At 44.8% G+C, this 22768-nt stretch carries 21 protein-coding genes and 1 pseudogene; 5 read left to right on the forward strand and 17 right to left on the reverse strand.

Translation table 11 applies throughout. The annotated features are described in order from the left end of the window. Positions 1-98: 98 nt before the first annotated feature. Entirely contained in the window at positions 99-674 is a 576-nt protein-coding gene (efpL, locus tag PCAR9_RS18265; RefSeq protein WP_025257482.1) for an elongation factor P-like protein EfpL, read from the forward strand. A 117-nt stretch (positions 675-791) separates the two neighbouring features. On the opposite strand, the gene PCAR9_RS18270 is transcribed toward efpL, so the two are convergent. Continuing rightward, entirely contained in the window at positions 792-1760 is a 969-nt protein-coding gene (locus PCAR9_RS18270; protein ID WP_179984828.1) for a carbohydrate kinase family protein, read from the reverse strand. Positions 1761-2027: 267 nt separating this feature from the next. Between PCAR9_RS18270 and PCAR9_RS18275 the strand changes: the two genes are divergently transcribed. Then, entirely contained in the window at positions 2028-3200 is a 1173-nt protein-coding gene (locus tag PCAR9_RS18275; protein WP_179984829.1) for an ROK family transcriptional regulator, read from the forward strand. A gap of 27 nt (positions 3201-3227) precedes the next feature. After that, on the forward strand, positions 3228-4133 hold the full coding sequence (locus PCAR9_RS18280) for a homocysteine S-methyltransferase family protein (RefSeq protein WP_179984830.1): 906 nt from the start codon (positions 3228-3230) through the stop codon (positions 4131-4133). Between the two features lie 32 nt (positions 4134-4165). Here the strand turns inward: PCAR9_RS18280 and PCAR9_RS18285 are convergent, their stop codons facing one another. After that, the gene (locus PCAR9_RS18285; RefSeq protein ID WP_179984831.1) at positions 4166-4927 is read right to left on the reverse strand and encodes a hypothetical protein; all 762 of its coding nucleotides are present in this window, start codon (positions 4925-4927) and stop codon (positions 4166-4168) included. Between the two features lie 119 nt (positions 4928-5046). On the opposite strand from PCAR9_RS18285, the gene PCAR9_RS18290 reads away from it, so the two are divergent. After that, positions 5047-5946: a LysR family transcriptional regulator gene (locus PCAR9_RS18290; protein ID WP_179984832.1), complete on the forward strand. Its 900-nt coding sequence runs from the start codon at positions 5047-5049 to the stop codon at positions 5944-5946. Here the strand turns inward: PCAR9_RS18290 and PCAR9_RS18295 are convergent. The 5 genes from PCAR9_RS18295 to ubiG all read right to left on the reverse strand — a co-directional run bounded on the left by PCAR9_RS18295 (position 5939) and on the right by ubiG (position 10385). Next, positions 5939-6598, reverse strand: a complete 660-nt coding sequence (locus PCAR9_RS18295; protein ID WP_179984833.1) for a glutathione S-transferase family protein — start codon at positions 6596-6598, stop codon at positions 5939-5941. The genes PCAR9_RS18290 and PCAR9_RS18295 overlap by 8 nt on opposite strands. Continuing rightward, a complete protein-coding gene (locus PCAR9_RS18300; protein WP_179984834.1) occupies positions 6598-7206 on the reverse strand; it encodes a glutathione S-transferase family protein in 609 nt (202 codons plus the stop codon). The genes PCAR9_RS18295 and PCAR9_RS18300 overlap by 1 nt, the downstream gene beginning before the upstream one ends. Before the next feature lie 197 nt (positions 7207-7403). Continuing rightward, entirely contained in the window at positions 7404-8402 is a 999-nt protein-coding gene (locus PCAR9_RS18305) for a lipase secretion chaperone (RefSeq protein WP_179984835.1), read from the reverse strand. Further along, positions 8402-9376 carry an esterase/lipase family protein gene (locus PCAR9_RS18310; protein WP_232091248.1) on the reverse strand — a complete coding sequence of 325 codons (975 nt, stop codon included), beginning with the start codon at positions 9374-9376 and terminating at the stop codon, positions 8402-8404. The genes PCAR9_RS18305 and PCAR9_RS18310 overlap by 1 nt, the downstream gene beginning before the upstream one ends. Before the next feature lie 259 nt (positions 9377-9635). Continuing rightward, complete coding sequence (ubiG, locus tag PCAR9_RS18315) at positions 9636-10385, reverse strand: bifunctional 2-polyprenyl-6-hydroxyphenol methylase/3-demethylubiquinol 3-O-methyltransferase UbiG (protein WP_179984836.1); 750 nt, start codon at positions 10383-10385, stop codon at positions 9636-9638. Between the two features lie 175 nt (positions 10386-10560). On the opposite strand from ubiG, the pseudogene PCAR9_RS18320 reads away from it, so the two are divergent. Beyond that, positions 10561-10926 (forward strand): annotated as a pseudogene (locus PCAR9_RS18320) (DUF2237 family protein). A 146-nt stretch (positions 10927-11072) separates the two neighbouring features. On the opposite strand, the gene PCAR9_RS18325 reads toward PCAR9_RS18320, so the two are convergent. The 10 genes from PCAR9_RS18325 to miaA all read right to left on the reverse strand — a co-directional run bounded on the left by PCAR9_RS18325 (position 11073) and on the right by miaA (position 22732). Continuing rightward, the gene (locus PCAR9_RS18325; RefSeq protein WP_179984837.1) at positions 11073-12503 is read right to left on the reverse strand and encodes an aldehyde dehydrogenase family protein; all 1431 of its coding nucleotides are present in this window, start codon (positions 12501-12503) and stop codon (positions 11073-11075) included. A 31-nt stretch (positions 12504-12534) separates the two neighbouring features. Further along, positions 12535-14175: an acetolactate synthase large subunit gene (locus tag PCAR9_RS18330; protein WP_179984838.1), complete on the reverse strand. Its 1641-nt coding sequence runs from the start codon at positions 14173-14175 to the stop codon at positions 12535-12537. Between the two features lie 248 nt (positions 14176-14423). Next, positions 14424-14831 (reverse strand): DUF4112 domain-containing protein, encoded by a 408-nt coding sequence (locus PCAR9_RS18335; protein ID WP_179984839.1) that lies wholly within the window; start codon positions 14829-14831, stop codon positions 14424-14426. Positions 14832-14912: 81 nt separating this feature from the next. Beyond that, positions 14913-15992, reverse strand: a complete 1080-nt coding sequence (hemH, locus tag PCAR9_RS18340) for a ferrochelatase (protein WP_179984840.1) — start codon at positions 15990-15992, stop codon at positions 14913-14915. Positions 15993-16202: 210 nt separating this feature from the next. Next, positions 16203-17804 (reverse strand): AbgT family transporter, encoded by a 1602-nt coding sequence (locus PCAR9_RS18345; protein ID WP_269475074.1) that lies wholly within the window; start codon positions 17802-17804, stop codon positions 16203-16205. A gap of 294 nt (positions 17805-18098) precedes the next feature. Next, the gene (gene hflC / locus PCAR9_RS18350) at positions 18099-18980 is read right to left on the reverse strand and encodes a protease modulator HflC (protein WP_179984841.1); all 882 of its coding nucleotides are present in this window, start codon (positions 18978-18980) and stop codon (positions 18099-18101) included. A 5-nt stretch (positions 18981-18985) separates the two neighbouring features. Beyond that, positions 18986-20137, reverse strand: a complete 1152-nt coding sequence (gene hflK / locus PCAR9_RS18355; protein WP_179984842.1) for an FtsH protease activity modulator HflK — start codon at positions 20135-20137, stop codon at positions 18986-18988. A gap of 67 nt (positions 20138-20204) precedes the next feature. Further along, positions 20205-21494: a ribosome rescue GTPase HflX gene (gene hflX / locus PCAR9_RS18360; protein WP_179984843.1), complete on the reverse strand. Its 1290-nt coding sequence runs from the start codon at positions 21492-21494 to the stop codon at positions 20205-20207. 17 nt (positions 21495-21511) lie between these two features. Further along, a complete protein-coding gene (hfq, locus tag PCAR9_RS18365) occupies positions 21512-21760 on the reverse strand; it encodes an RNA chaperone Hfq (RefSeq protein ID WP_014951092.1) in 249 nt (82 codons plus the stop codon). 78 nt (positions 21761-21838) lie between these two features. Continuing rightward, positions 21839-22732 carry a tRNA (adenosine(37)-N6)-dimethylallyltransferase MiaA gene (gene miaA / locus PCAR9_RS18370; protein WP_232091301.1) on the reverse strand — a complete coding sequence of 298 codons (894 nt, stop codon included), beginning with the start codon at positions 22730-22732 and terminating at the stop codon, positions 21839-21841. Between the last annotated feature and the right edge of the window lie 36 nt (positions 22733-22768).

Here is a 22768-nt window from a genome sequence, read left to right on the forward strand (position 1 = left end):
CAGCAAAAACACTTTCTTAGTTGTGTAAAATCGCAGAGAATGAACCGAGGAAGAAACAAGGCTTGCACCTTAAGAAAATAAAACAATAGGAAATCGCCATGCCTAAGGCTAGTGAAATTAAAAAGAATAACACTGTAGTATTTGATGGAAAAACTTGCATCGTGCGAGACATTGAACGCTCTGTCCCCCAAGGTCGTGCTGGTGGCAGCATCTATCGCATGCGCATGTACGATGTAGTAACGGGCGCCAAATACGATGAAACCTTTAAAGACTCAGATACCCTAGATATGGCTGACTTAATTCGTCGCCCTGCTATGTTTTCGTATATTGATGGCGAAGAATATGTATTTATGGATAAGGAAGACTACACCCCTTATCACTTGAATAAAGAGAGCATTGAGAACGAAGCTCTGTTTATTAACGAAGAAACCGATGGCATTCAAGTTGTCATTGTGAGCGAAGTACCCGTTGCCTTGGACTTGCCAATGAGCGTGGAGCTTGAAGTAGTTGAAACCGATCCGTCTATTAAAGGCGCGTCTGCTACTTCTCGAACCAAACCAGCAACGCTTTCAACTGGCTTAGTCGTACAAGTGCCAGAATACATCAGCACCGGCGAATGGATAAAGGTTAATACCGAAGAACGTAAGTTTCAAAGCAGAGCCGATAAGCACTAGGCCGACTTAACGTATTAGCTGATGCTGCTGGTATAGCTTTAAATGACAAAAAAGGGTTCAATCGAACCCTTTTTTATTGCCTGCTTCACAGCTTTGAAAGCGATTTTTTAACGCTTCCTACTTGGCGATATTTTCCTGCGTAGGCAGTGCGCTAAATGCGCCATACTGGGTTACTGTATAAGCCCCACAGCGAATAGCAAACTCAGTGGCCTCGCTAACATTTTCAAAGTTTTCGGCCCACGCATCGAACTCATCGGCGTTTTTAACTTTGGTCGAAAGGAAATACAGGAACCCACCGATAAATGAATCACCGGCTGCAGTCGTGTCTTTCACATCCATTTTCGGCGATGCCAACGTACCGCTGAACGACTTAGTTATATAGTGAATTGGCTCGCCACCGTCGGTTACCAATACAACTTTCACACCGCTATCTAGCCACTGCTGTACTTTTGCATCGGCATTTTCTTCGCCGTACAGCTCTGCAAGCTCTTCGCGGCTTGCCTTTAACACAGAGACTTTTTTAGCCGCCTCATCAATACGCGCTGGAGCATTAGCAGTATCATCCCAAAATGCTGGGCGATAGTTAATGTCTAAGCACACCATCATGCCGTTTTCCTTTGCCTTGTTTAAAATAAACTCAGTGCCAGGAATAAGTTCAGGGCCAGAAATTGAACCCGAACAGAAGTGAAGTACCGTATTTTTGTCGCAATCAATGCTAGATAAGTCTTTTTCTGAAATGTGCTTATGCGCGGCATTATCCACGTAGAAATCGAACGAACGCTCACCGTCTTCATCTAAATTTACAAACGCCAACGCCGTATTGCCTTCTTGAGTTGTCCACACAAAGTCAGTGTTCACTTTATAGTGTTCAAGCATTTCTTTAAGGAACGCCCCAAAAGTGTCATCACCCACTTTAGATACCATTGCGCTCTCACCACCTAGTTGGGCAACTGCAACCGCCACGTTAGCAGGCGCGCCACCAGCGTAAGGCTGGAAAGGCTTCATGGCTGGTATGTTGCCATCTTTGGGCGCTGCACCTTGGCTTAACATATCAATAAGCACTTCACCTAAACACAAAATCTTCATACCAGCCTCATTCAAAAAATGTAAATAAAAGACATTTACTTTGCGTGAACAATACACAAAGTTAACGAATCGTTAATTAATTGGAGCATAGTATTGTCGAACACAACCATTAAATCAACCCAATTGATTTATATTTTTATCAAAGAATTGTAGGATGTCTAGATACTGCATTAAAAACCGTAGACATTTTTGAACAGAAGTAGGCATTCTCTATGCGGATTGGTATTGTTAAACTCACTTCACTTTTAACGGTAGATAGTAATTACTTTGAATATTGAATCGGCTTCTCACCTTCCTTCACAAAACGCACCAGAGTTACTCGATAATCGCTCCGAGAATGAGCGCGCGATCTTAACCTTAATTCGACAACGCATTGCATTACCTAAAGCTGAAATTGCACAATTGACCGGGCTGTCGGCGCAGTCTGCAACGGTAATTATCAAGAAGTTGGAAACCGATGGCTTAGTTAAACGCTTAGCGCCTATTAAAGGTGGCGTCGGCCAGCCAAAAGTACCTTTCGGTTTGAATGCTAACGGGGCATTCAGTATTGGCCTCAAAGTAGGTCGCCGCGGTTTTGACATGACCTTACTCGACTTGAAAGGCAATGTTAAAGCAACCCTTCATGAAAAATTTGACTACCCCACGGTAAGCAATTTACTCAACTTCGCAGAGCGCGCCTTCGGTGTTTTAACTAAAAATTTAGATAAAGCGCAGCAAAACTTGGTTAGAGGGTTAGGCGTAGCCATGCCTTTTGAAATTTGGAGTTGGGCAGAGGAAGCAGGCGCGCCGAAAAAAGAGTTAGAAGAATGGAAAGAGTTCGACCCGCAAACCGCGCTTGAAAGCTTATTAAGCCTACCCGTTTTTATTAAAAATGATGCTGGGGCCGCATGTAGCGCAGAGATGTCTTTCGGTAATCCGAAGCGTTACGATAGCTTTTTGTACATTTTTGTTGGTACGTTTTTAGGCGGCGGACTGGTACTTAACAACCAGCTTATCAATGGCAAAACGGGTAATGCCGGTGCTATTGGCTCGCTACCTTTTCTTAGCCAAAATCATCAACGTCAGTTAATAACGCAATCTTCGCTTTATCTATTAGAAAGCGAGCTTGAAAAAGCAGGGGAAGACGCCAAGCATATTTATGAGTCCCCCTCTTACTGGCAGTGTAATGAATCACTTGTAGAAAACTGGGTGCACGAGACAGCCAAAGGGCTGGCGTTTGCTTCACAGTGCGCTATGAGCCTTTTGGACTTAGATGGCGTAATCATTGACGGCGCCATACCCAGCAACATAAAAGAATTACTAGTTGAAGCAACTCAGAAAGCGCTGAAAGACTTGGATATGCGAGGTATTACTCCTGCGCAAATTAGTCCCGGTCACGTGGGCGTGAAGGCCCAATCGATTGGAAGCGCAAACTTAGCACTTCAGGCTAACTATTTTTAATTATTCAGATGTACATTTAAGGTTTTCATGACAGTAAGTAGTAAAGTGATTCATATTCTAGACGGTGGTATGGGTCGTGAACTTGAAAAGATCGGCGCGCCTTTTAAACAGCCGGAATGGTCAGCACTAGCATTAATGCAGACCCCGGAACTAGTGCGTGAGGTTCATACCCACTTTCTAAACGCTGGTGCCACCGTCATTACTACAAATGCCTATGCCATCGTTCCATTTCATATTGGTGAGCCCGCGTTTAAGGAACAAGCCTTTTCGCTGGCAGAGTCAGCAGCTAAGCTAGCAAGGGAAGCCGTCACTTTGCAGCAGAATAAAAGCGATAAGCTGTCGGTCGCAGGCTGTGTGCCACCTGCTTTTGGTTCGTACCGCCCAGACCTATTCGATGCAAAACGCGTGGCAGAGATTTTAACGCCGCTGATTAAAGCGCAAGCCCCTTTTGTGGATGTTTGGCTTATTGAAACGGCTTGCTCCATCGAAGAAGCGGAAGCTGTAGTTTCGCTAATAAAAACACTCTCTTCCCATCCCATCTGGCTGTCGTTTTCTTTGCAAAATAGAGCGTCTTCTAACGAACCTGTGCCCCTTCGTTCAGGCGAGCCCCTCGAAAAAATCGCGCCTTTGCTGAAGCGTGTTGAAAGCGTGCTATTTAATTGTTCACAGCCAGAAGAAATGGAAACTGCACTGGCAATTACGCGAGAGTTGAATGAAAACATTGCTACAGGTGCATACGCCAATAGCTTTTCAGAAAGAAAGCGTCAGCATGAAGCTAACGCTCTTTTGTCAGAACTGCGCAACGATATAACTCCACAGCGCTATGCGGATTACGCTCAATCATGGCTAGCAGCGGATGCCAGTATTATCGGTGGCTGTTGCGGCATAGGCCCTGAACATATCAAAGCCATAAGTGATAGCGTAAAATCTTAAAACTGAAATCACGCTAGCGCAGATCAGCGGCGTCAGTGCGCAAAATCCTGTGTTTCGAAGTACACTAGCCCAGACGTGCCGCAGTGGGAAAAAATCTCTTTAATTTGAGTCTCACTCGGCATACTTTCGACCGGCTTGTTTTCTAAGGTTGTCTGACAATCGTCGACGATAAACAATGCATCAAACGATGGGCGTTCGCCAATGAGATGAATGTATAAATACTTGTCGCCGAGCCTGATACGCGTCCACTTTTCATCTAGGTTATCTTTAACGCTATCGTCGTCAGAACGTGATGGTTTGTATTGTTTTACCAAGCGACGTTTAAATAATCGCTTTTCAAATGTCAGTTCCGATTTACCCAACCACTTAGTGCCACCCCGCTCAAAATGACCTTTATAAAACTGAACTGGAATAGAAAATTTTTCACCATCAACAAGTTTATTTAAATCGAAGTTTTCCGGTAACAGCGTCACCATGTTACCGTGAGACGTTGAGCCTGCTTGTAGATACGCAATTAGCGTAGCTTTATGCTGACTTACTACTGTATAGATAAGTTGGTAATCGTGTGGCGAGTAATAAAGGGGTAAGTGACTCGCATAGAGTTCAGCGCCATCTGTAAATAACACCATACCGTGAGAACCAACTCTTGTGTGATATTTATGATCAGCGTGTATTGAAGTACTAGCGTTAGGTGCTTTACTCATGCCATTTGCACTTAGTTCTTCTGTGGTTGTCGCTGCCGCCCCCGTGCACAACATATATAAACACAAGACAGTAAAATAAAAACGCTTCATAAATCTTTCACGCTTAATAACAATTTTATTATGACGATCCTGGCACAATAACCACTTACAATTAAGCTACAATAAATAAGCAATCAATTCCCAACTGGAAACAATAAAGCGGCAAAGCTATGGATATTGAAGACTTAAGAAAGTTCATTGTTGTTGCGCAACATGAGAATTTGAATAAAGCATCTATGCATTTATCAGTCACCACAGGCGCATTGTCTAAAGTGGTGAAAAGGATAGAACAAAAGTTAGAAAGCCAATTGTTTGACCGAGTAGGTAAGCATATTCGACTCAACCAACGGGGAAACAAATTCCTTCTTTATGCCACTCATCTTGTGCACGAAGCCGATCAGGCGCTCAGTGAGTTTAGGGGGAATACCGCTTTATACAACATTACGGTGTCTGGCCCATCGATCTTGCTTCAATATTACATGCCAACTTTGCTTGCTAAACCTTACTCTGTACAAGATCGCTTTCACGTTAATATCAATGCTTGCTGGGAAGGGAAAGCGCTGGAAAGCGTTTCTAGAGGGGGAAGCGACGTGGCTATTGCCACCTCTTTTGCAATGGAAGAACAAGAGCAAGACCCGTCATTACATCGCATATCATTAGGGTCGTCTACCTATGTGGTTGTAGCCGCAAAAAATCACCCTGCGGTATCTGAAGAAAAAAACGGTACATTAACAAGTCAAAGTTTGTACGCTTATGCTTTTGCTTGCCCTGATGTCTCACCTTTTTGTGGAATAAAGCGGGGTATAGGTTCTGATGGGTGGCGAGACGACAAAGTCCCCCGTTCTATACACTATAGATGTAATGATTTTGGCACCCTGCTGTCTGTTGTCAGGCAAGGGCTGGCTTTGGCCTACGTACCTGACTTCATAGCGAAAAGCCATGATCTTACTTGCGTGTCCGTATCAGATTATGACTTTTGCCATGAAGAGCATTTTGAGTTGATTTACAAACCGAGTATGGCATCAGGATGGCTCAATAGGTTTGTCGATTCAGTTAAAAACGCTATTTAGTAACTACGTTTTTCGCTCCTTTTAGAAGTGCCTCTTTATCAATTTTATTGGGCACTTCAACGCCGCGCCGTGCAGCCGGCCTCGCCTCGATACTGTTCTTCCAACGTATTAGGTTGTCCAAGCCTTCAATGCTAACGCCAGACCATTCGTAGGTACGCACCCAACACCAGTTCGCCATATCGGCAATACTATAGTCGTCTACCAGATATTCGCGATTTTCTAACCTGCCATCCAGTACAGTGAATAAACGTCGCACTTCGTTTTGGTAACGCGCTATTGCTACGGGGATTTTTTCTTCTAGATAACGATGGAACACGTTGGCTTGGCCCATCATAGGTCCAATGCCCCCCATCTGAAACATCACCCATTGCATCACCTGGCTTTTACGTTTGGCGTCACTGGGTAAAAACATTCCCGTCTTTTCAGCCAGATAAACCATGATGGCGCCAGACTCAAAAACCACGTGACCGTCGGCCTCTCTATCAATAATAACCGGTATGCGTCCATTGGGGTTCATCGCCAAAAACTCTGGGGTTTTCTGCTCGCCCTTCATTAAATTTACGGCATGGGCGGTATATTCAAGCCCCATTTCTTCAAGCGCCACCGAGGCTTTCCAGCCATTCGGCGTAGCGGCAGTGTATAAATCTATCATTAGGCTTTTGCACTCGCTCTGTTACTCACTGACTCATACCAGCGCGCTAAATTAACGTGGTCGTCAGTCATTCGTATTTTCACCACTCGGGCGAAATCCATGGCGCATAGCGCGGTTATGTCTGCGATAGAGAAAGTATCCCCTGCGATGTATTCTTTTACACCAAGTCGACGCTCTAAAATATTGAGATATTTAGACGCGTTGATACCCGCTTCTTTGCCATATTCAGGTACCGGTGTCATACGGTCTTTAAAGTAACCTGTGGTGTGTTGAAAGCACATGCCAATTTGCATCATGAAGGCCAATTCTACCTGGCGCTGCCACATGGAGATTGTGGCTTTTTCAACGGGCGTTGTTCCCATTAACGGCGGGTCTGGTTGCAATGCTTCAAAGTAAGTACAGATGGCATCCGTTTCGGCAATACATGTACCGTCATCAAGCTCTAAAATGGGTATTTTACCTAGCGGGTTCTTAGCGCGCATTTCTGCACTTAAGTTTTCGCCTTTTTGAATGTCGACCTGAACGTAATCAACATCAATGCCTTTTTCTGCTAAAAACATACGTACTCGACGCGGGTTGGGTGCCGTTTTCGTTTCGTAGATTTTCATAATGATTGCCACAAACCTTATGACAGAATGTTAAATATAGGGTTGGTTCTAGATTAGTAACTGCACAATCCGCTTTCAAATCACTCTGCCTATGTATAGAACTATTCAGTACTTTTATGGTTATACCTCTGCATTACCATTTGCAGGGGAAAAGGCTAACGCCTCGTCTATGACGACTTTATTGCGCTCCTGACAAATTACGACCCTGTAATAACGTTTAGACGCTTTATTTCATTGTCGGTGAAATGTGCAGACCGGTATTCCCGTAGCGCGCTTTCTAACTCGCTAACCGCAATTGACTGCTTCGATAAGTTGTCGCGATATTTTTGATAGTTAGCAATTTTGCTTTCCCAGCTAGCCTGTTTTTCCCAGGTTTTCGCGAAGCGCTCTGCCACTGTACTACCAAACTCGGCCGCCACAGCGTTGTAGCGATCGTTAATATCGCTATAACTGCGTTTTATCTCTTTGATGCGATGCATATTAAGCGTTGGCTGAAAGGCTTCCCGTTCGGCTTCATTCCCCGCTTTGATAGAAGCGACAATTAACGCTTTTCTTTCCTCTTTGGGTAGCGAGTTTTCTTGTGCGACACGCAAGCGCTCCAGTGCGGCCTCGTCCACCTGCGCTTCTTGGCTAAATAAATAATGGTATTCGGTGTCGTTGAAGTAGGTGCGTCTTATCTCCTCGCGCTCATCAAGTTTGTAAGACACATCCTGTAAACTATGAGTAGCCAAGTCGACCTCCGTCTCGATGGAAGAAAGCGCCACTTTATAATCTACATAACGGGTAAATAAGTCAGACGCTACCGCTTGGGTAGTTGGTGTAAACACGGTGCTAACGTAAGTGGTATAGGCAAACTTAACGGTTTGCGGATCTTTTGTTGTACGCGTAAATATAAAGCGGTCAAAAGCGTCTTTGGTTGAATAGTTAAGCTCAAAGGGAGTAAGGCTTTTATTTGCGCTTGCTGCTTCGCTTTTTAGAGAGGGGCGCGCATCTGCCTCTTTATGCGTTATTCCCTTCTCGCCCAGCTTTTCACTGGTTTCTTTTTGCCTGCTAACTTCCACGCGTTCGGTGGAAGACTCTGCACCATTTTTTTGAGTGTCAGGTGCAAATTGGAAATAAACAATACCGCCCAATACTAACAGAGCAACTAGCCCTGTAAGTATTGGGTACGCATGGCGTACTTTACCTTCTGTCACTACAAACCCAATCTCTTAAGACGATTAGCCTGACGTACAAACACGTCTACCGGGTCGGTTTCAAACCAATGGGTTATACCAAAACTCTGGTTTACCTCGTCCATGTGGTTCATTTTATAATTGTCTTTCAGCACTTTACCTAAGTGGGAACTACAGGTTGATACTAGACCGTCGTTTGGCTCTTTAAACGCAGTGCCAGTAATAGCTAGGAAAGGGTCGACAATGTCTAAAGCATTGGTATAAGTTCTTCCGCCGCTCCATGAGAAATAATACACGCCATTTTCAGCCAACATCTTACCGTCGTTGCGACAGTAGGCGGTAGGCATGCCTTCAGGGTATTTTTGATTGAACGCTACTGAGCCTGCAGTTGACAGAGAATCAAGTGCTGCGATTGAGTCGGTGGGCTTGTCACGTGGATCTGACCCAGACGCAATTTCAATAATGTTGGCAAATGCATTAACAACGACGCCAGCGGCGCCTTCTCCCACTGAGCCCTCAGCGAAAGCATCCCGTAATTCATCTGCGACTTTACTGCCCCAATTAACACCGGCGACAGAGCTTACCGAAGCAACTTTTTCTGGCGCCACGCTTGCGGCGTAACGTGCCGTTGGGCCGCCGTGGCTATGCCCAATAAGATTCACTTTGTCTGCGCCTGATAGGGCGAGTACTTCGTCGATATACTCAAGCAACTGCTCGCCGCGGACTTCTGTGGAATTTGCTGGTGAAACTTCAGCAATGTATACCACAGCGCCGTTGCGGCTGAGTTTATGCGGAACTTTATAAAAGTAATCTACAAAGAGTATGTCTTCAAAGCCGAACAGGCCGTGGACCAATACTATGGGGTTTTCAGTTTTTGCGTATGTTCCTGCGAAGGCTTGTCCTGCCCCTCCAATTAGTGAACTGACAGCGCTTGTTATGGCAAGCAAAGTAACAATGAGAGCATTCCTTGCTCTATTATTTTTGGATATTCTCATCGTGTGTGTGCCTCATAATTATAACGTTGTGGTCTGTGGTCTGTGGTCAGACCTTTGTTATAATTATGTAAACATAATGTAAAGATCAACCTTTATGTTGAAATTTTAATAAGGAGGATAAACATCAAATTGTGATATTTATCGTCAGCTAACTATCAATAACTATTAAATTCAGCAGGATAGTAATCACGCGAGAGTATACTCGCCCATACCATTTTCACTCGAAATAAAAACCATAAACACAATTAATAAACCGTCATCAATTTCTGGAATAGGCTTGAATAAAGTTTACCGCAAGGCTAGAAGTGGTTAGCCACTCTCCCTTGAAAGGGTTGAGTTTCATACCTATCTGATGCTTCAGTGTAAAGTCTTCACCGACCCATTTTTCTAATTCACTAGGTTTTACAAACTTTTGCCAATCATGGGTTCCCACAGGCAAATACCGCATTACGTATTCAGCCCCCACAATAGCAATTACAAAACTTTTAAGTGTTCGGTTTAAAGTGGCAAGAATAAGCAGCCCGCCCGGTTTGACCAAGCTAGCGCATTCATCAATTAACTGCTGCTGATCAGGCACATGCTCTACCACTTCAGCGTTTATAACAATGTCATATTGCTGTGCTTCTTTAACTAATTCACTGGACAACATGTGTTTATAAGTTACCGATACTCCACTTTTTTCAGCATGGCGTTTTGCCACTTCCACACTTACCGCACTTGCATCAATGCCAGTTACCTTTGCACCAAGCTTGGCCAAAGGCTCGCTAATAAGCCCGCCGCCGCTACCTATATCAACAATAGACAAAGACGAATAATCCGGTGGGAGGTTACCTTTGCCGAAATGATCCTCTATTTGCGCTTTAATGACATCCAAGCGCGCTCGATTAAACTCAAGGGCTGTTTTATATTTGCCGTTGGGGTCCCACCATGACTCTGCCAGCGAGTCAAAGCGCGAAATTTCTTCTTCAGAAAAGTTAACTTCCCCGGTTTTTTTACTTTTATCGAGCACGATTTTTTACCTTCAAACGTAAGTACACTAGTGCTTTTCTATTGACCCATAACGTTCAGGGTCATAAGGTGAATACATTATGGTGAGCATTTAAGACGTACACCTTTATATTCTAAACAGGCACCTAGATAAAAACACATTATAAGAATATACGTTGTGAAAGAGGGTTCTGATTTTGGCAAACGCAAAAAATGTATATGGTCGACCGCTCCAGCTATGCTGTGGAAATACGGGGTTTACCCGTGAAGGTTTTTGCTATGTACCCGATGCTGATGTGGGCAATCACAGTGTATGCGCTGTGGTTAGCGATGAATTTCTACAGTTTTCCTTACGACAGGGTAACGATTTGATAACTCCCTGGCCTAGCATGTCTTTCCCCGGTCTACTCGACGGCGACAGATGGTGCCTGTGCGCTGCTCGCTGGTTAGAAGCTTACGAAGCCGGTGTTGCGCCCAAGGTGTGACTGGAAGCTACCCATGAAAAAGCCCTAGATATTATTCCACTATCTTTGTTGGAAGAATATGCGGCTGACAAAAACTAGGGGATTGAACAAGATACTTTCCACTGACGAGCTTCAACGTGAGCTTTTCACACCAAATATTGGTTGATGAAAAAATACTAGCCATAAAAAAGAGCATGTTTGGCTAAACATGCTCTTTTTATTTATTAATACTAAGCTTTCTTAGCTTACTGGGGCGTTCGGATAACCATAAGTCGGGTCTCAGACATATCCTCTATCGCGTAGCGAATACCCTCTCGACCTAGACCTGAATCTTTAACGCCGCCATAAGGCATGTTATCCACGCGCCAGCTAGGCACATCACCAATAACAACGCCTCCCACTTCTAGCTCATCCCAAGCTTTATGCGCTTTATAAATATCGCGGGTAAATACACCAGCTTGAAGTCCGTAACGACTGTTATTTACTTCTTTAAGCGCGTCGTCGTAGCTGTCGAAAGGCACTAGGATAGATAGCGGGCCAAACGCTTCTTCGGCACTGGCATCGCAGTCTTTAGGTACGTTTTCCATAACCGTAGCTTCAAGCATTGCGCCTTCGCGAGTACCGCCACATAGGATAGTTGCGCCCTTTTCTTTGGCCTCTGTAATCCAACCATGCAAACGTTCAGCTTCGCCCTCAGAAATCATGGGGCCGATGAAAGTATCTTCGTTTGAAGGGTCACCAGACACCAATGCTTTTACTTTTTCTACATAGCGCGACTTAAATTCATCGTATATTTTACTATGTACTAACAAGCGCTGAACACTGATACAGCTTTGACCAGACTGATAGTAAGCCCCAACAATCACGCGGTCGATAGCGTCTTCAATATCAGCATCTTCATCAACTACGCAGGCTGCATTACCGCCTAGCTCCAGCACAACAGGCTTTTTACCCGCCTTTGCTTTAAGTGCCCAACCCACATCTGGAGAGCCGGTGAAGCTGAGCAGTTTTAGTCTTTCGTCTGTGGTAAACAAATCAGCGCCATCACGGCTACACGGCAGAATGGAAAACGCCCCTTTGGGCAAATCTGTTTCTGCCAATACTTCGCCAATAATAAGTGCGCCAATAGGTGTACGCGAGGCCGGTTTAAGCACAAATGTGCAACCTGCGGCAATGGCAGGTGCCACTTTATGGGCAGCCAAGTTTAGCGGGAAATTAAAGGGTGATATAAACGAGCATGGGCCAATGGGGACTTTTTTGGTCATGCCTTGATAACCTTTTGCCCGCGCTGATATTTCTAAGTTTACCGTTTCGCCATTGATACGAACCGACTCCTCCGCAGCAATTTTAAAGGTATCTATTAATCGGGTCACTTCGCCTTTGGCATCTTTAATAGGTTTACCTGCTTCAATACACAAAGCTTGGGCCAGTTCGTCTGCACGCTCAGTAAATCGTTTAACACAGTGCTCTAGCACTGCCTGTCTTTCAAAAGGTGCCATTGCGGCCATGGCCGGCTGCGCCTTCTCTGCCGCAGCTATTGCTTTATCAATGGTATCAGCACCAGCCATAGCAACTTTAGTTGCAACTTCGCCGGTGTATTTGTTGGTTACCTCTAGGTCGGTGTTCGCGTATTCGGGTTCACTGGCTAAATAGTATGGGTAGCTTTCCTTCAACATTTTTTAACTCCTTACCTTTTCAATACTGTGTTTAAAGCTTGGCACTCAGCTCTTTAATCGTGTGGTTTAATGTTTCGTCATTCATGCTGTAATCAACAGGGCAATCGATAATGTGCACACCTTTTGTGTTTAAACACTTATCTACCATGTGAATAAGCACGTCTGTATCGTCCACACGCCAGCCTTGAGCACCATAGCTTTGCGCATACTTAACAAAATTTGGGTTGCCATAGTCCAAACCAAATTCGTCAAACTCCATGTTCGCTTGCTTCCACTTAATCATTCCGTACGCATTGTCACGCAAGATGATCACCACCAGGTCAAGGTTGAGCCTTACAGCGGTCTCAATTTCTTGGCTATTCATCATAAAACCACCATCGCCACAAACGCTGAGTACTGGCGCCTCCGGTTTTACTAATTTAGCCGCAATGGCAGATGGTAAGCCCGCCCCCATCGAAGCAAGAGCGTTATCTAAGAGCAGGGTGTTGGGATGAAAAGCAGGATAATTTCGCGCAAACCAAATTTTGTAAATACCGTTATCTAAGGTAACAATGCCATTATCCGGCATGACCTTGCGAATATCTCTAACCAACCTTTCCGGTAAAATAGGAAAACGATTGTCATCTTCTGCTTCAGCGCGATGTTCTACATACGCCTGATGCACATCTTTATAGAAATCTAGCTTCCAATCGTCTTGGGGGGTGATGCCTTCTTTAATTTGCCAAATGCTGTTAGCGATGTCTCCAACGACTTCTAATTGAGGAAAGTAGACGGGGTCAACGGCTGCTGAGTCGAAGTTAACGTGGATAACTTTTTTGTCGTTGTGATGCATGAAAAACGGCGGCTTCTCTACCACATCATGACCCACATTAATGATAAGGTCAGCACGTTCTATCGCGCGGTGCACGAAGTCGCCATCAGATAATGCAGTATTCCCGGCAAAGCGGGGATCGCTTTCATTAAGCACCCCCTTACCCATTTGTGTAGTAACAAAAGGTATACAGGTTTTATCGACAAACTCCCTTAGCATTTTTGCAGTAAGTTTACGGTTCGCACCTGCGCCTATAAGCAAGAGCGGGGACTGCGCTTCTTCTATCATCGTAATTGCCGAAGCAATCGCTTTATATTCAGCTATCGGTCTTCGCGTACTGCTTGGCGTTAATATCTGCGCGCTAGTTTGCTCTGCTGCTATATCTTCGGGTAATTCGATATGTACCGCGCCAGGCCGCTCTTCAGAAGCAAGACGGAAAGCCTCTCTAACCGTTGAAGGAATTCTGTCTCCACTGACAACCTGATTGGTGAATTTAGTGATAGGTCGCATCATGTCGACGATATCGATGACTTGGAAACGACCTTGTTTGCTGGTTTTTATCGGCTTTTGCCCTGTGATCATCAGCATAGGCATAGCACCTAACTGAGCATAGGCAGCAGGAGTCACTAAATTAGTGGCGCCTGGCCCTAAGGTCGATAGGCAAACGCCTACTTTCCCGGTAAGCCTGCCATAGGTGGCAGCCATAAAGCCTGCGCCCTGTTCATGGCGGGTCAGCACTAATTTTATGGAAGAATCACGCAACGATTCAAGTAAGTCGAGGTTTTCTTCACCAGGAATACCAAAGACGTATTCAACGCCTTCAGCTTCTAACGCTTTCACAAATAAGTCGGACGCTTTCATTTACTGCACGCTCCTTGTAGAGAGGTATTTCGATGGATAGTGACTGTTTGCTACGACTTCAGCATAAAAAACGATTGGTAATTTTTTATGACGTTTTTAACTTACCTTTAATGCTCGCTACTGCCAATGAATATCTTTTGTAGCGCCATTAAACCAGCTATAAGGTATTTTGGTGTGAGATCAGCGTAGGCTTCCTGCTAGGAGACGTGATTTGGAGTAATGGTCTTTGTACAAGACTTTACTGATTCTTAGAGGTTTTCTTTTTCCCACTGGGCAAGCTTTTCCTGTGTGACTGCATCAACATTGCCTTTGTTTTCACTTACCCACCAACGCTCCATAATACGCACATTTTTTTGGTTAGCTTTGTAAAACACATCCACAATGTCACCAACAAACGGGATAAAACCTAACCCGAAGTCGATAGCAGAATTCTTCACCATTTGAGCGACTAGGGCTTTTGGCATACCTAAACTTTTCCCTAGCCACACAATGCGCAAAGAAACGAATAACATGATGGCGTCACCGGCACCGGGAATAAGGCCTACTATTGAATCCAGGCCTATTTTTATGGGGAAGAAAGGGAGCTTAACGGCAGTATCTAATAAGTTCGCCAGCTTCTGCGCTTTAAGTAGTGCCTTTGGTGCTTTTACGTCCACGTGGTGCTCTCCCTTTCTTTCCTTGTGCGTGAGAAGCGCGACTTTCTCGCTTCTCACTATCAATTCATAAGTTGCTACAAATTAGCGTTCAGCGCCTAGCGCTCGGGCTAATCCTGCACGCAAACCATTGTCAGATTCTACCGTCCAGCCATGTAGATTTTCTTGCACTATGTCAAACAACACATCAATGTGTTCTTCATCACTGTTTAATGCTGCTATGTATTCATAACGCTCGCCGCCTGCTTCCATAAAGTATTCGCGATTCTCTTCACCAATTTCTTCAATGGTTTCTAAACAGTCGGCTGAAAAACCGGGACACATAACCTGAATCGATTTAACCCCTTTTTCAGGTAATGATTTCAATGTTTCATCTGTATACGGTGTTAACCACTCTTCACGACCAAAACGTGACTGAAACGTTGTCATATACTCGTCGTGCGAGAGCCCGAGCTTTTCGGCAAGCAAACGCGATGTTTTATGGCATTCACAGTGGTAGGGGTCGCCGTTCATCAAGTAGCGCTTCGGAATGCCGTGATAAGACAAGATGAGTTTATCTGCGCGGCCATGTACTTCCCAGTGCGCTTTTACTTTGTTGGCAAGTGCAGTAATAAAATTGTCGCGGTCGTGGTAGTGGTTAACGAAACGAAGCTCTGGAAGCCAGCGGCGCGACGTAAAGTCTTTTGCAATAGCATCAAAAGTAGAACCCGTTGTCGATGCACTGTACTGTGGATAGAGCGGAAGCACTACAAGCTTGCGTACGCCTTTTGCCAGCATAGCATCGATAGTGTCGCCTATAGCAGGTTTACCGTAGCGCATAGCAAAGTCGACAATAACATCATCGCCGTATTGTGCTTTACAACGTTCTGCAATCGCGGATGCTTGTGCTTTCGTAATAGCCATTAGCGGTGAACCTTCTTCGGTCCATACAGTAGAGTAAGCCTCTGCCGAACGCTTGGGGCGAAAGTTTAAAATGATACCATTTAATACAAACCACCAAATCGCTTTAGGTACTTCGACCACGCGAGGGTCTGATAGAAATTCTTTCAAATATGGGCGAAGAGCCTGTTTAGTCGGCGCTTCTGGCGTCCCCAGGTTCGTTACAAGTACACCAATCTTATCTGATTGCCCGTGGGTAAAGCCTTTGTTTGATTTGTATTTCATGTATTCATAGTCCGAGAAGTACTTCGCTATATCCGTATTATACTGAATTACCTTAGATTATGATCTGCTATAACGCCAAAAAACTACGATTGCACCAATAGATTTTAGGCATTAAAAAAGCGGCATATGTTTAAAAATAATATTTAAAAACACATACCGCTGTTTAATTGCCACCCAACAAATATTGTGGCAATAAAGCTAACTATTTATTTAGGGCTGATAGTAAGTGGCTGCACCTGGACCTACCGGCATGCCAAGTAAAAATACCCAGATGTAAAATAAGATAGTCCAACCTACTATGAAGACCATAGAGTAAGGCAACATCATGGCGATAAGCGTGCCCATACCTAAGTCTTTTTTGTATCTAGCAGCCATGGCTAGGATAAGCCCAAAGTAGCTCATCATAGGTGCTATAACGTTAGTCACTGAATCACCGATACGATAAGCCGCCTGAATAACTTCTGGCGCGTACCCAATTAGCATAAGCATAGGTACGAAAATAGGCGCCGTTACCGCCCACTGCGCAGATGCACTACCTAACGATAAGTTAACCACACCACACATCAATATGAATAGGATAAACACGGCGGGGCCATCTAATCCGGCAGCTTGCAAAAGAGCGGCGCCTTTAACAGCCAGCACAGTACCTAAATTTGTCCATTTAAAGAAAGCAACAAATTGTGCAGCGAAAAATACTAACGTTATGTAAAGCCCCATGGCTCCCATACTCTTCGCCATAGCATCAATGACATCTTTGTCGTTTTGCATCGACTTGGTCACTTTACCGTAAACAAAGCCTGGAATAGCAAAGGTAATGAAGATGAACGCAACAATGCCTTTAAGAAACGGAGAGCCCGCCACTTCACCCGTTTCAGGGTGACGCAAAATACCGTTTTCAGGTACTACCGTTAACGCCAGTATTGCGCAAACCACAACAAAAGATATTCCCGCCCAACGCAGACCTTTCTTTTCTAAGTCTGTAGGTGCATCCATAGATTGCTTGCCTAAATCTATTGAAGCCTCAGATGGGTCAAACTTACCTAACCTCGGCTCTACCACTTTTTCAGTAACTAGCGCCCCCATAGTGGCTACCACAAAAGTACTGATAAACATAAAATACCAGTTTACTTCTGGCCCAACCATGTAGTCAGGGTCAATCATATGCGCTGCCGCTTCTGTTATACCGGACAACAGTGGGTCAACCGTACCTAACAATAGGTTTGCACTGTAACCAGCAGAAACACCAGCAAAGGCCGCAGCAAGACCCGCTAGCGGGTGGCGTCCTAGGGAGTGGAAAATCATCGCTGCTAGTGGAATGAGTACCACGTAACCGAGCTCAGAGGCAGTGTTTGAAATAATGCCAGCGAAAACAATAGCAAAGGTTACAGCGCGTTTTGACGCGTTCATAACCAATGCGCGCATTGCTGCCGACAAAAGGCCCGAATGTTCAGCTACCGATACACCAAGAAGGGCAACAAGCACAGTGCCAAGTGGCGCAAACCCAGTGAAGTTAGTGACAAGCCCAGTCACTATTCGCTGCAGACCTTCGGCACTCATCAAAGATATTACTTCAATCATGCCGTCTTCTTCCCGGCCCTTCGCACCCACAGGGCGTGGGTCAGCAACAGCCAGATCGAAGTATCCTAATATGCCACTTAGTACCACTATGAAAAGTGAAAGCAGCGCAAATAATGTTACTGGGTGTGGAAGTAGATTTCCTAGCCATTCCACCGTAGTGAGAAATCGCGAGAATAACCCACCCTGTCCGCCGTTATTATCGGCAGACGCTGTATTCTTGTTTTCCGTTGTCAAAATCTTCCCTCTGTCGTTTATTTACGCCTACTACATCAAAGTTAACGCTGGGACGGCGCTAACTTTGTACTTAATGAGTGACGTGTTTTAATAATATTCAGGCGGTATTTTACCCGATTTAGTGAAAATTTGGCAGTGGGTAGGGAAAATGAGAGGTAAACTCACTGTACACTTTGCTAAATTAGCGTCGCATATTCACAAATAACTGTTTTTTATCAGCAAGTTACTTTTAAAGCAGGTATAAAAAAGCCAGTCTAAGTGACTGGCCTTTATATTCATAAAAACGTTTGGTTTTTAGTTGCCGTTAGACTGATTCATATACTTAAAGAAGTCACTGTCAGGTGCAATTACCATAACGTCTTGTTTGCTGTTAAAGCTTTCTTTATATGCATCCATACTACGCAAGAAGCTGTAGAAGTCTGCATTTTTAGAGTAAGCGTCAGCGTAGATTTGCGCTGCAATCGCATCACCTTCACCACGCAGTTGACGAGCATTACGCTCAGCATCTGCCAGCATTACTGTTACTTTTGCGTCAATGTTAGCTTTAATTACTTCAGCCTGTTCTTGACCTTCTGAGCGGTGCTCACGAGCAACAGCCGCACGCTCTGCGCGCATACGTTGAAAGATAGAGTTACTCACTTCAGTAGGTAGGTTGATTTGCTTAACGCGTACGTCAACAATTTCAATACCTAGCTCGTCTGATGATGTAGACGCTTGCTCCATTGCTTGGTTCATAAGCGCAGAACGCTCACCAGACACGATTTGCGCAATAGTGCGGGTACCAAATTCTGAACGCAGTCCGTTGTTTACTTTCTGTTTAAGGAGCGCTTCAGCCTGTAGCTTGTTACCACCCGTTGAAAGGTAATAACGTGCAAAGTCTTCAATGCGCCATTTAACGTATGAATCAACAATAAGGTCTTTTTTCTCGCTCGTTACAAAACGATCTGGTGAACCATCTAACGTTTGAATACGTGCATCAAGTACGCGGACCGAGTCAATAAACGGTAATTTAAAGTGAAGGCCTGGCTCGAACACCTTGGTTTCACCTGTGGCATCGTCTCTTTGCACTTTACCAAATTGAATAACAATCGCACGTTCACCTTCTTTAACTGCAAACAGAGAACCTGATGCAAGCAAAACAAGAAGAACAAATACTGCAATTAACAAATTCTTCATTGTGCTTATCTCCCCTCTCTGTAGCTGTCACCACGCAAACCTGAACTTGGCGAACTGTTGCGGCTGCGGCCATTAGCATCGGTTACTGGTGCTTGTAAGCCTTCCAGCGTGTTGCGCGTATTTTTGTTGTTCGTAGATTGCTGGCGTTCCATGATTTTATCTAGCGGGAGATACATCATGTTGTTGCCACCTTTGCTATCAACCATGATTTTGCTGGTATTGCTAAGTACTTCTTCCATAGTTTCAAGGTAGATACGCTCGCGAGTAACCTTAGGTGCACGTACATACTGAGGAAGCAGCTCTTCAAAACGTGCCACTTCACCTTGCGCCTCTAGCGTTACACGCTCTTTATAGGCTTGTGCTTCTTCGTTCATGCGGTTCACTTGACCGCGTGCACGAGGCTCAATTTCTCGAGCATAAGCTTCTGCTTCACGAATGAAACGCTGTTCGTCTTCCTGTGCAGCGATGGCATCATCGAATGCATCTTTAACTTGCTCAGGTGGACGAGCATCACGGAAGTTCATATCAATGATAGAAACACCCATGTTGTATGGTTCGATGATAGCTTGTAGTTCTTCCCATACGCGCTGACGGGTTACTTCACGTCCATCAGTCAAAACGTCATCCATTGTCGAATGACCAACCACATAACGAATTGCGCTATCAAGAGATTGACTTAAGCTTTGCTCAGGGCTTTCAACGGCAAACGTCCAACGGTATGGATCGACAACGCGAAATTGCATCTCCATTTGAACGCTCACTACGTTTTCATCTTCAGTAAGCATGGAGCCTGATGAAGACTGATCGCGTATTGATTGAACATCAACAGGAATAACAGAGTCGATGAACGTAGGCGCCCAGCGAAGACCAGGCTCAACCTGCTGGTGATACTCACCAAAGCGAAGGACTACGCCGCGCTCAGCTTCACGAATGGTATAAAAACCACTAATGAACCAGATCACGACAAGTAAACCTACTAGAATACCAGCACCAATGCCGCCTAGGCTTTTGCCCGAGCCACCACCGTTACCACCTGACTTTCCAAACTTACCAAATAAGTTCTTAAAAACATCGTCCAAATCTGGGGGACCTTGCTCTTTCCCACCGCGATTCTTCCACGGGTCGTTATTATTGCCACCCGGCTCATTCCAAGCCATGCTGATACTCCATAGATTACTGTTATATTTTTAAATTTTGCATGCTCAATACAGTGTTTAACACTGCTTAATGTCGCACAACATACTCTGATATTCCGTTTTCCAGACGTTTTTCAAGCCTGTTCCAATCGGCAGTGGGCATTCTTACATCAACTACCCAATCTCCCTGACTGTCGTATTCTTCACTTGCAATACAGTTTAGCTCGTACAACACGCCACGCAATTGACTTTGTGCAGGTGGAATCTTCAATGTATAGTTCACCATGCTTTTAGCTAAACACTCAGTCAAAGCTTGGCTTAACAATTCCGTTCCTTCACCCGTTTGTGCAGACAACCACACTCTAACGGGCACGCCTTCGTCATTTCTTTCTATACGCGGCTGAACGTCGTCTAGTTTATCAATCTTATTACAGATTAGTAATTGTTGAATGTCACCTGCTTCAATTTCTTCAAGTACGTCGTTCACCTCGTCCATGGTTTCACGATATTTTGTATCGGCAATATCGACAACATGAAGCAGTAAATCAGCCTCTTGCGTTTCTTGAAGCGTTGCTTTAAACGCAGCAACTAGGTCGTGGGGAAGATGACGAATAAAACCAACCGTATCGGCCAAAATTGCGGGGCCAACATCTTTTAACTCGATTTTACGTAACGTAGGATCTAGCGTTGCGAACAGCTGGTCAGCAGCGTAAACGTGTGAGTCGGTAATGGTGTTAAATAGCGTCGATTTTCCCGCATTCGTATAGCCAACTAAGGATACCGTTGGAATTTCAGCGCGTTTACGCGAGCGACGACCCTGCTCACGCTGCTTTTGCACTTTTTCCAAGCGACGAAGAATGGCTTTTATACGACCACGAAGCAATCGACGGTCAGTTTCTAGCTGTGTTTCACCCGGACCGCGAAGACCAATACCACCTTTTTGACGCTCAAGGTGAGTCCATCCTCTGATGAGACGGGTTGAGATATGTCTCAACTGGGCTAGTTCAACCTGAAGCTTACCCTCGTGAGTTCGCGCGCGCTGCGCGAAAATATCGAGAATAAGCCCGGTTCTATCTAACACCCGGCATTTACACACCGCTTCTAAATTACGCTCCTGAGAAGGAGAAAGCGCGTGGTTAAAAATAACAACGTTAGCATCGTGTGCTTTTACCGCTGCTGCTATTTCCTCTGCCTTACCTGATCCGACAAAAAACTTAGCGTGAGGCGCACTGCGGGACGTCGTGATGACTTCGACCGCATTTACCCCTGCTGAAGACACAAGTAATTCAAGCTCACTTAAGTCTTCTTTACTGTTCTCGTCGGAAAAATTAACATGAACAAGTACAGCCTGTTCACCGGCTTCATAACGGTCAAACAAGCGCGTTACCTTTTAAATTATTCACCTTTAGTATTTTCAGAATCTCCTGCGCTAGGCATAGTGATAGCGCGTGCTGGAACAACAGTAGAAATCGCGTGCTTATACACCATTTGGCTTACTGTGTTCTTCAGTAAAATAACGAACTGGTCGAATGATTCAACCTGCCCCTGAAGTTTAATACCGTTTACCAGATAAATTGATACTGGAATACGTTCCTTACGCAAAGCGTTCAAGAATGGGTCTTGTAAAGATTGCCCTTTAGCCATTTGATATCCTTAGTTTTTATTATTCATGATAGAAATTTCACTATCACTGCACGTCTAATGTATACCACACTCAAACATTTAAAGTGTGACTTTCGCTGTAATTTTAATCAAATTATCGTTAGCAAATGTGTCAAGCCATGTAACCTGCTCCCAGCCCCGTAACCACGTAAGCTGGCGCTTGGCAAGCTGCCTTGTAGCGATAATACCTCTTTCACGCATTTCTGCGTAACTCAATTGGCCGTCTAGGTACTGCCACATTTGTCGATACCCTACTGAACGTATCGAAGGTAGATCTTCATGTAGATCACTGCGTTCATAGAGTTTCGATACTTCTTTTTCGAACCCTTGCTCTAGCATCATATCGAACCGGGTCGCGATTCGTTCGTGCAACACTGCCCTGTCTGCGGGCGCTATGGCAAATTGTGCAATGTTATAAGGGCACTTTTCACCCTCTTGTTGTTGCCAATATGTCAACGTCTTGCCGGTACTTCTATACACTTCCAGTGCACGAGTAATACGCTGTGGGTCATTGGGGTGGATTCTCTCACCACTGATTGGGTCTACACCACGTAATTCATCGTGTAATTTAGACCAACCCAAGCGTTGTGCCTGCTGTGTTATATCATCCCTTATCTTTTCATCTGACTTAGGTAGTGGCGAAATTCCATTTATCAAGGCATTAAAGTACATCATTGTACCTCCAGCCAGAATTGGCACCTTGCCTCGAGCTAAAATATCGCCGATAAGCCCATTCGTATCGTTTACAAATTGCGACACCGAATAGCTATCTGCCGGGTCGATAATATCAATTAAGTGGTGCACTACCCCCGCTTGCTCTTCCTGCGTCGGCTTCGCAGTGCCAATATCCATGCCTTTGTATACAAGGGCTGAATCTACACTAATTACTTCACTATCAACCTGAGCTGCTATATCTAACGCCAACCCCGTCTTGCCTGACGCTGTGGGGCCCATAATTGCTATTACAGGTAATGCAGAATTTATGCCATT

This window comes from Alteromonas macleodii (assembly GCF_903772925.1).
Lineage (GTDB): Bacteria > Pseudomonadota > Gammaproteobacteria > Enterobacterales > Alteromonadaceae > Alteromonas > Alteromonas macleodii_A.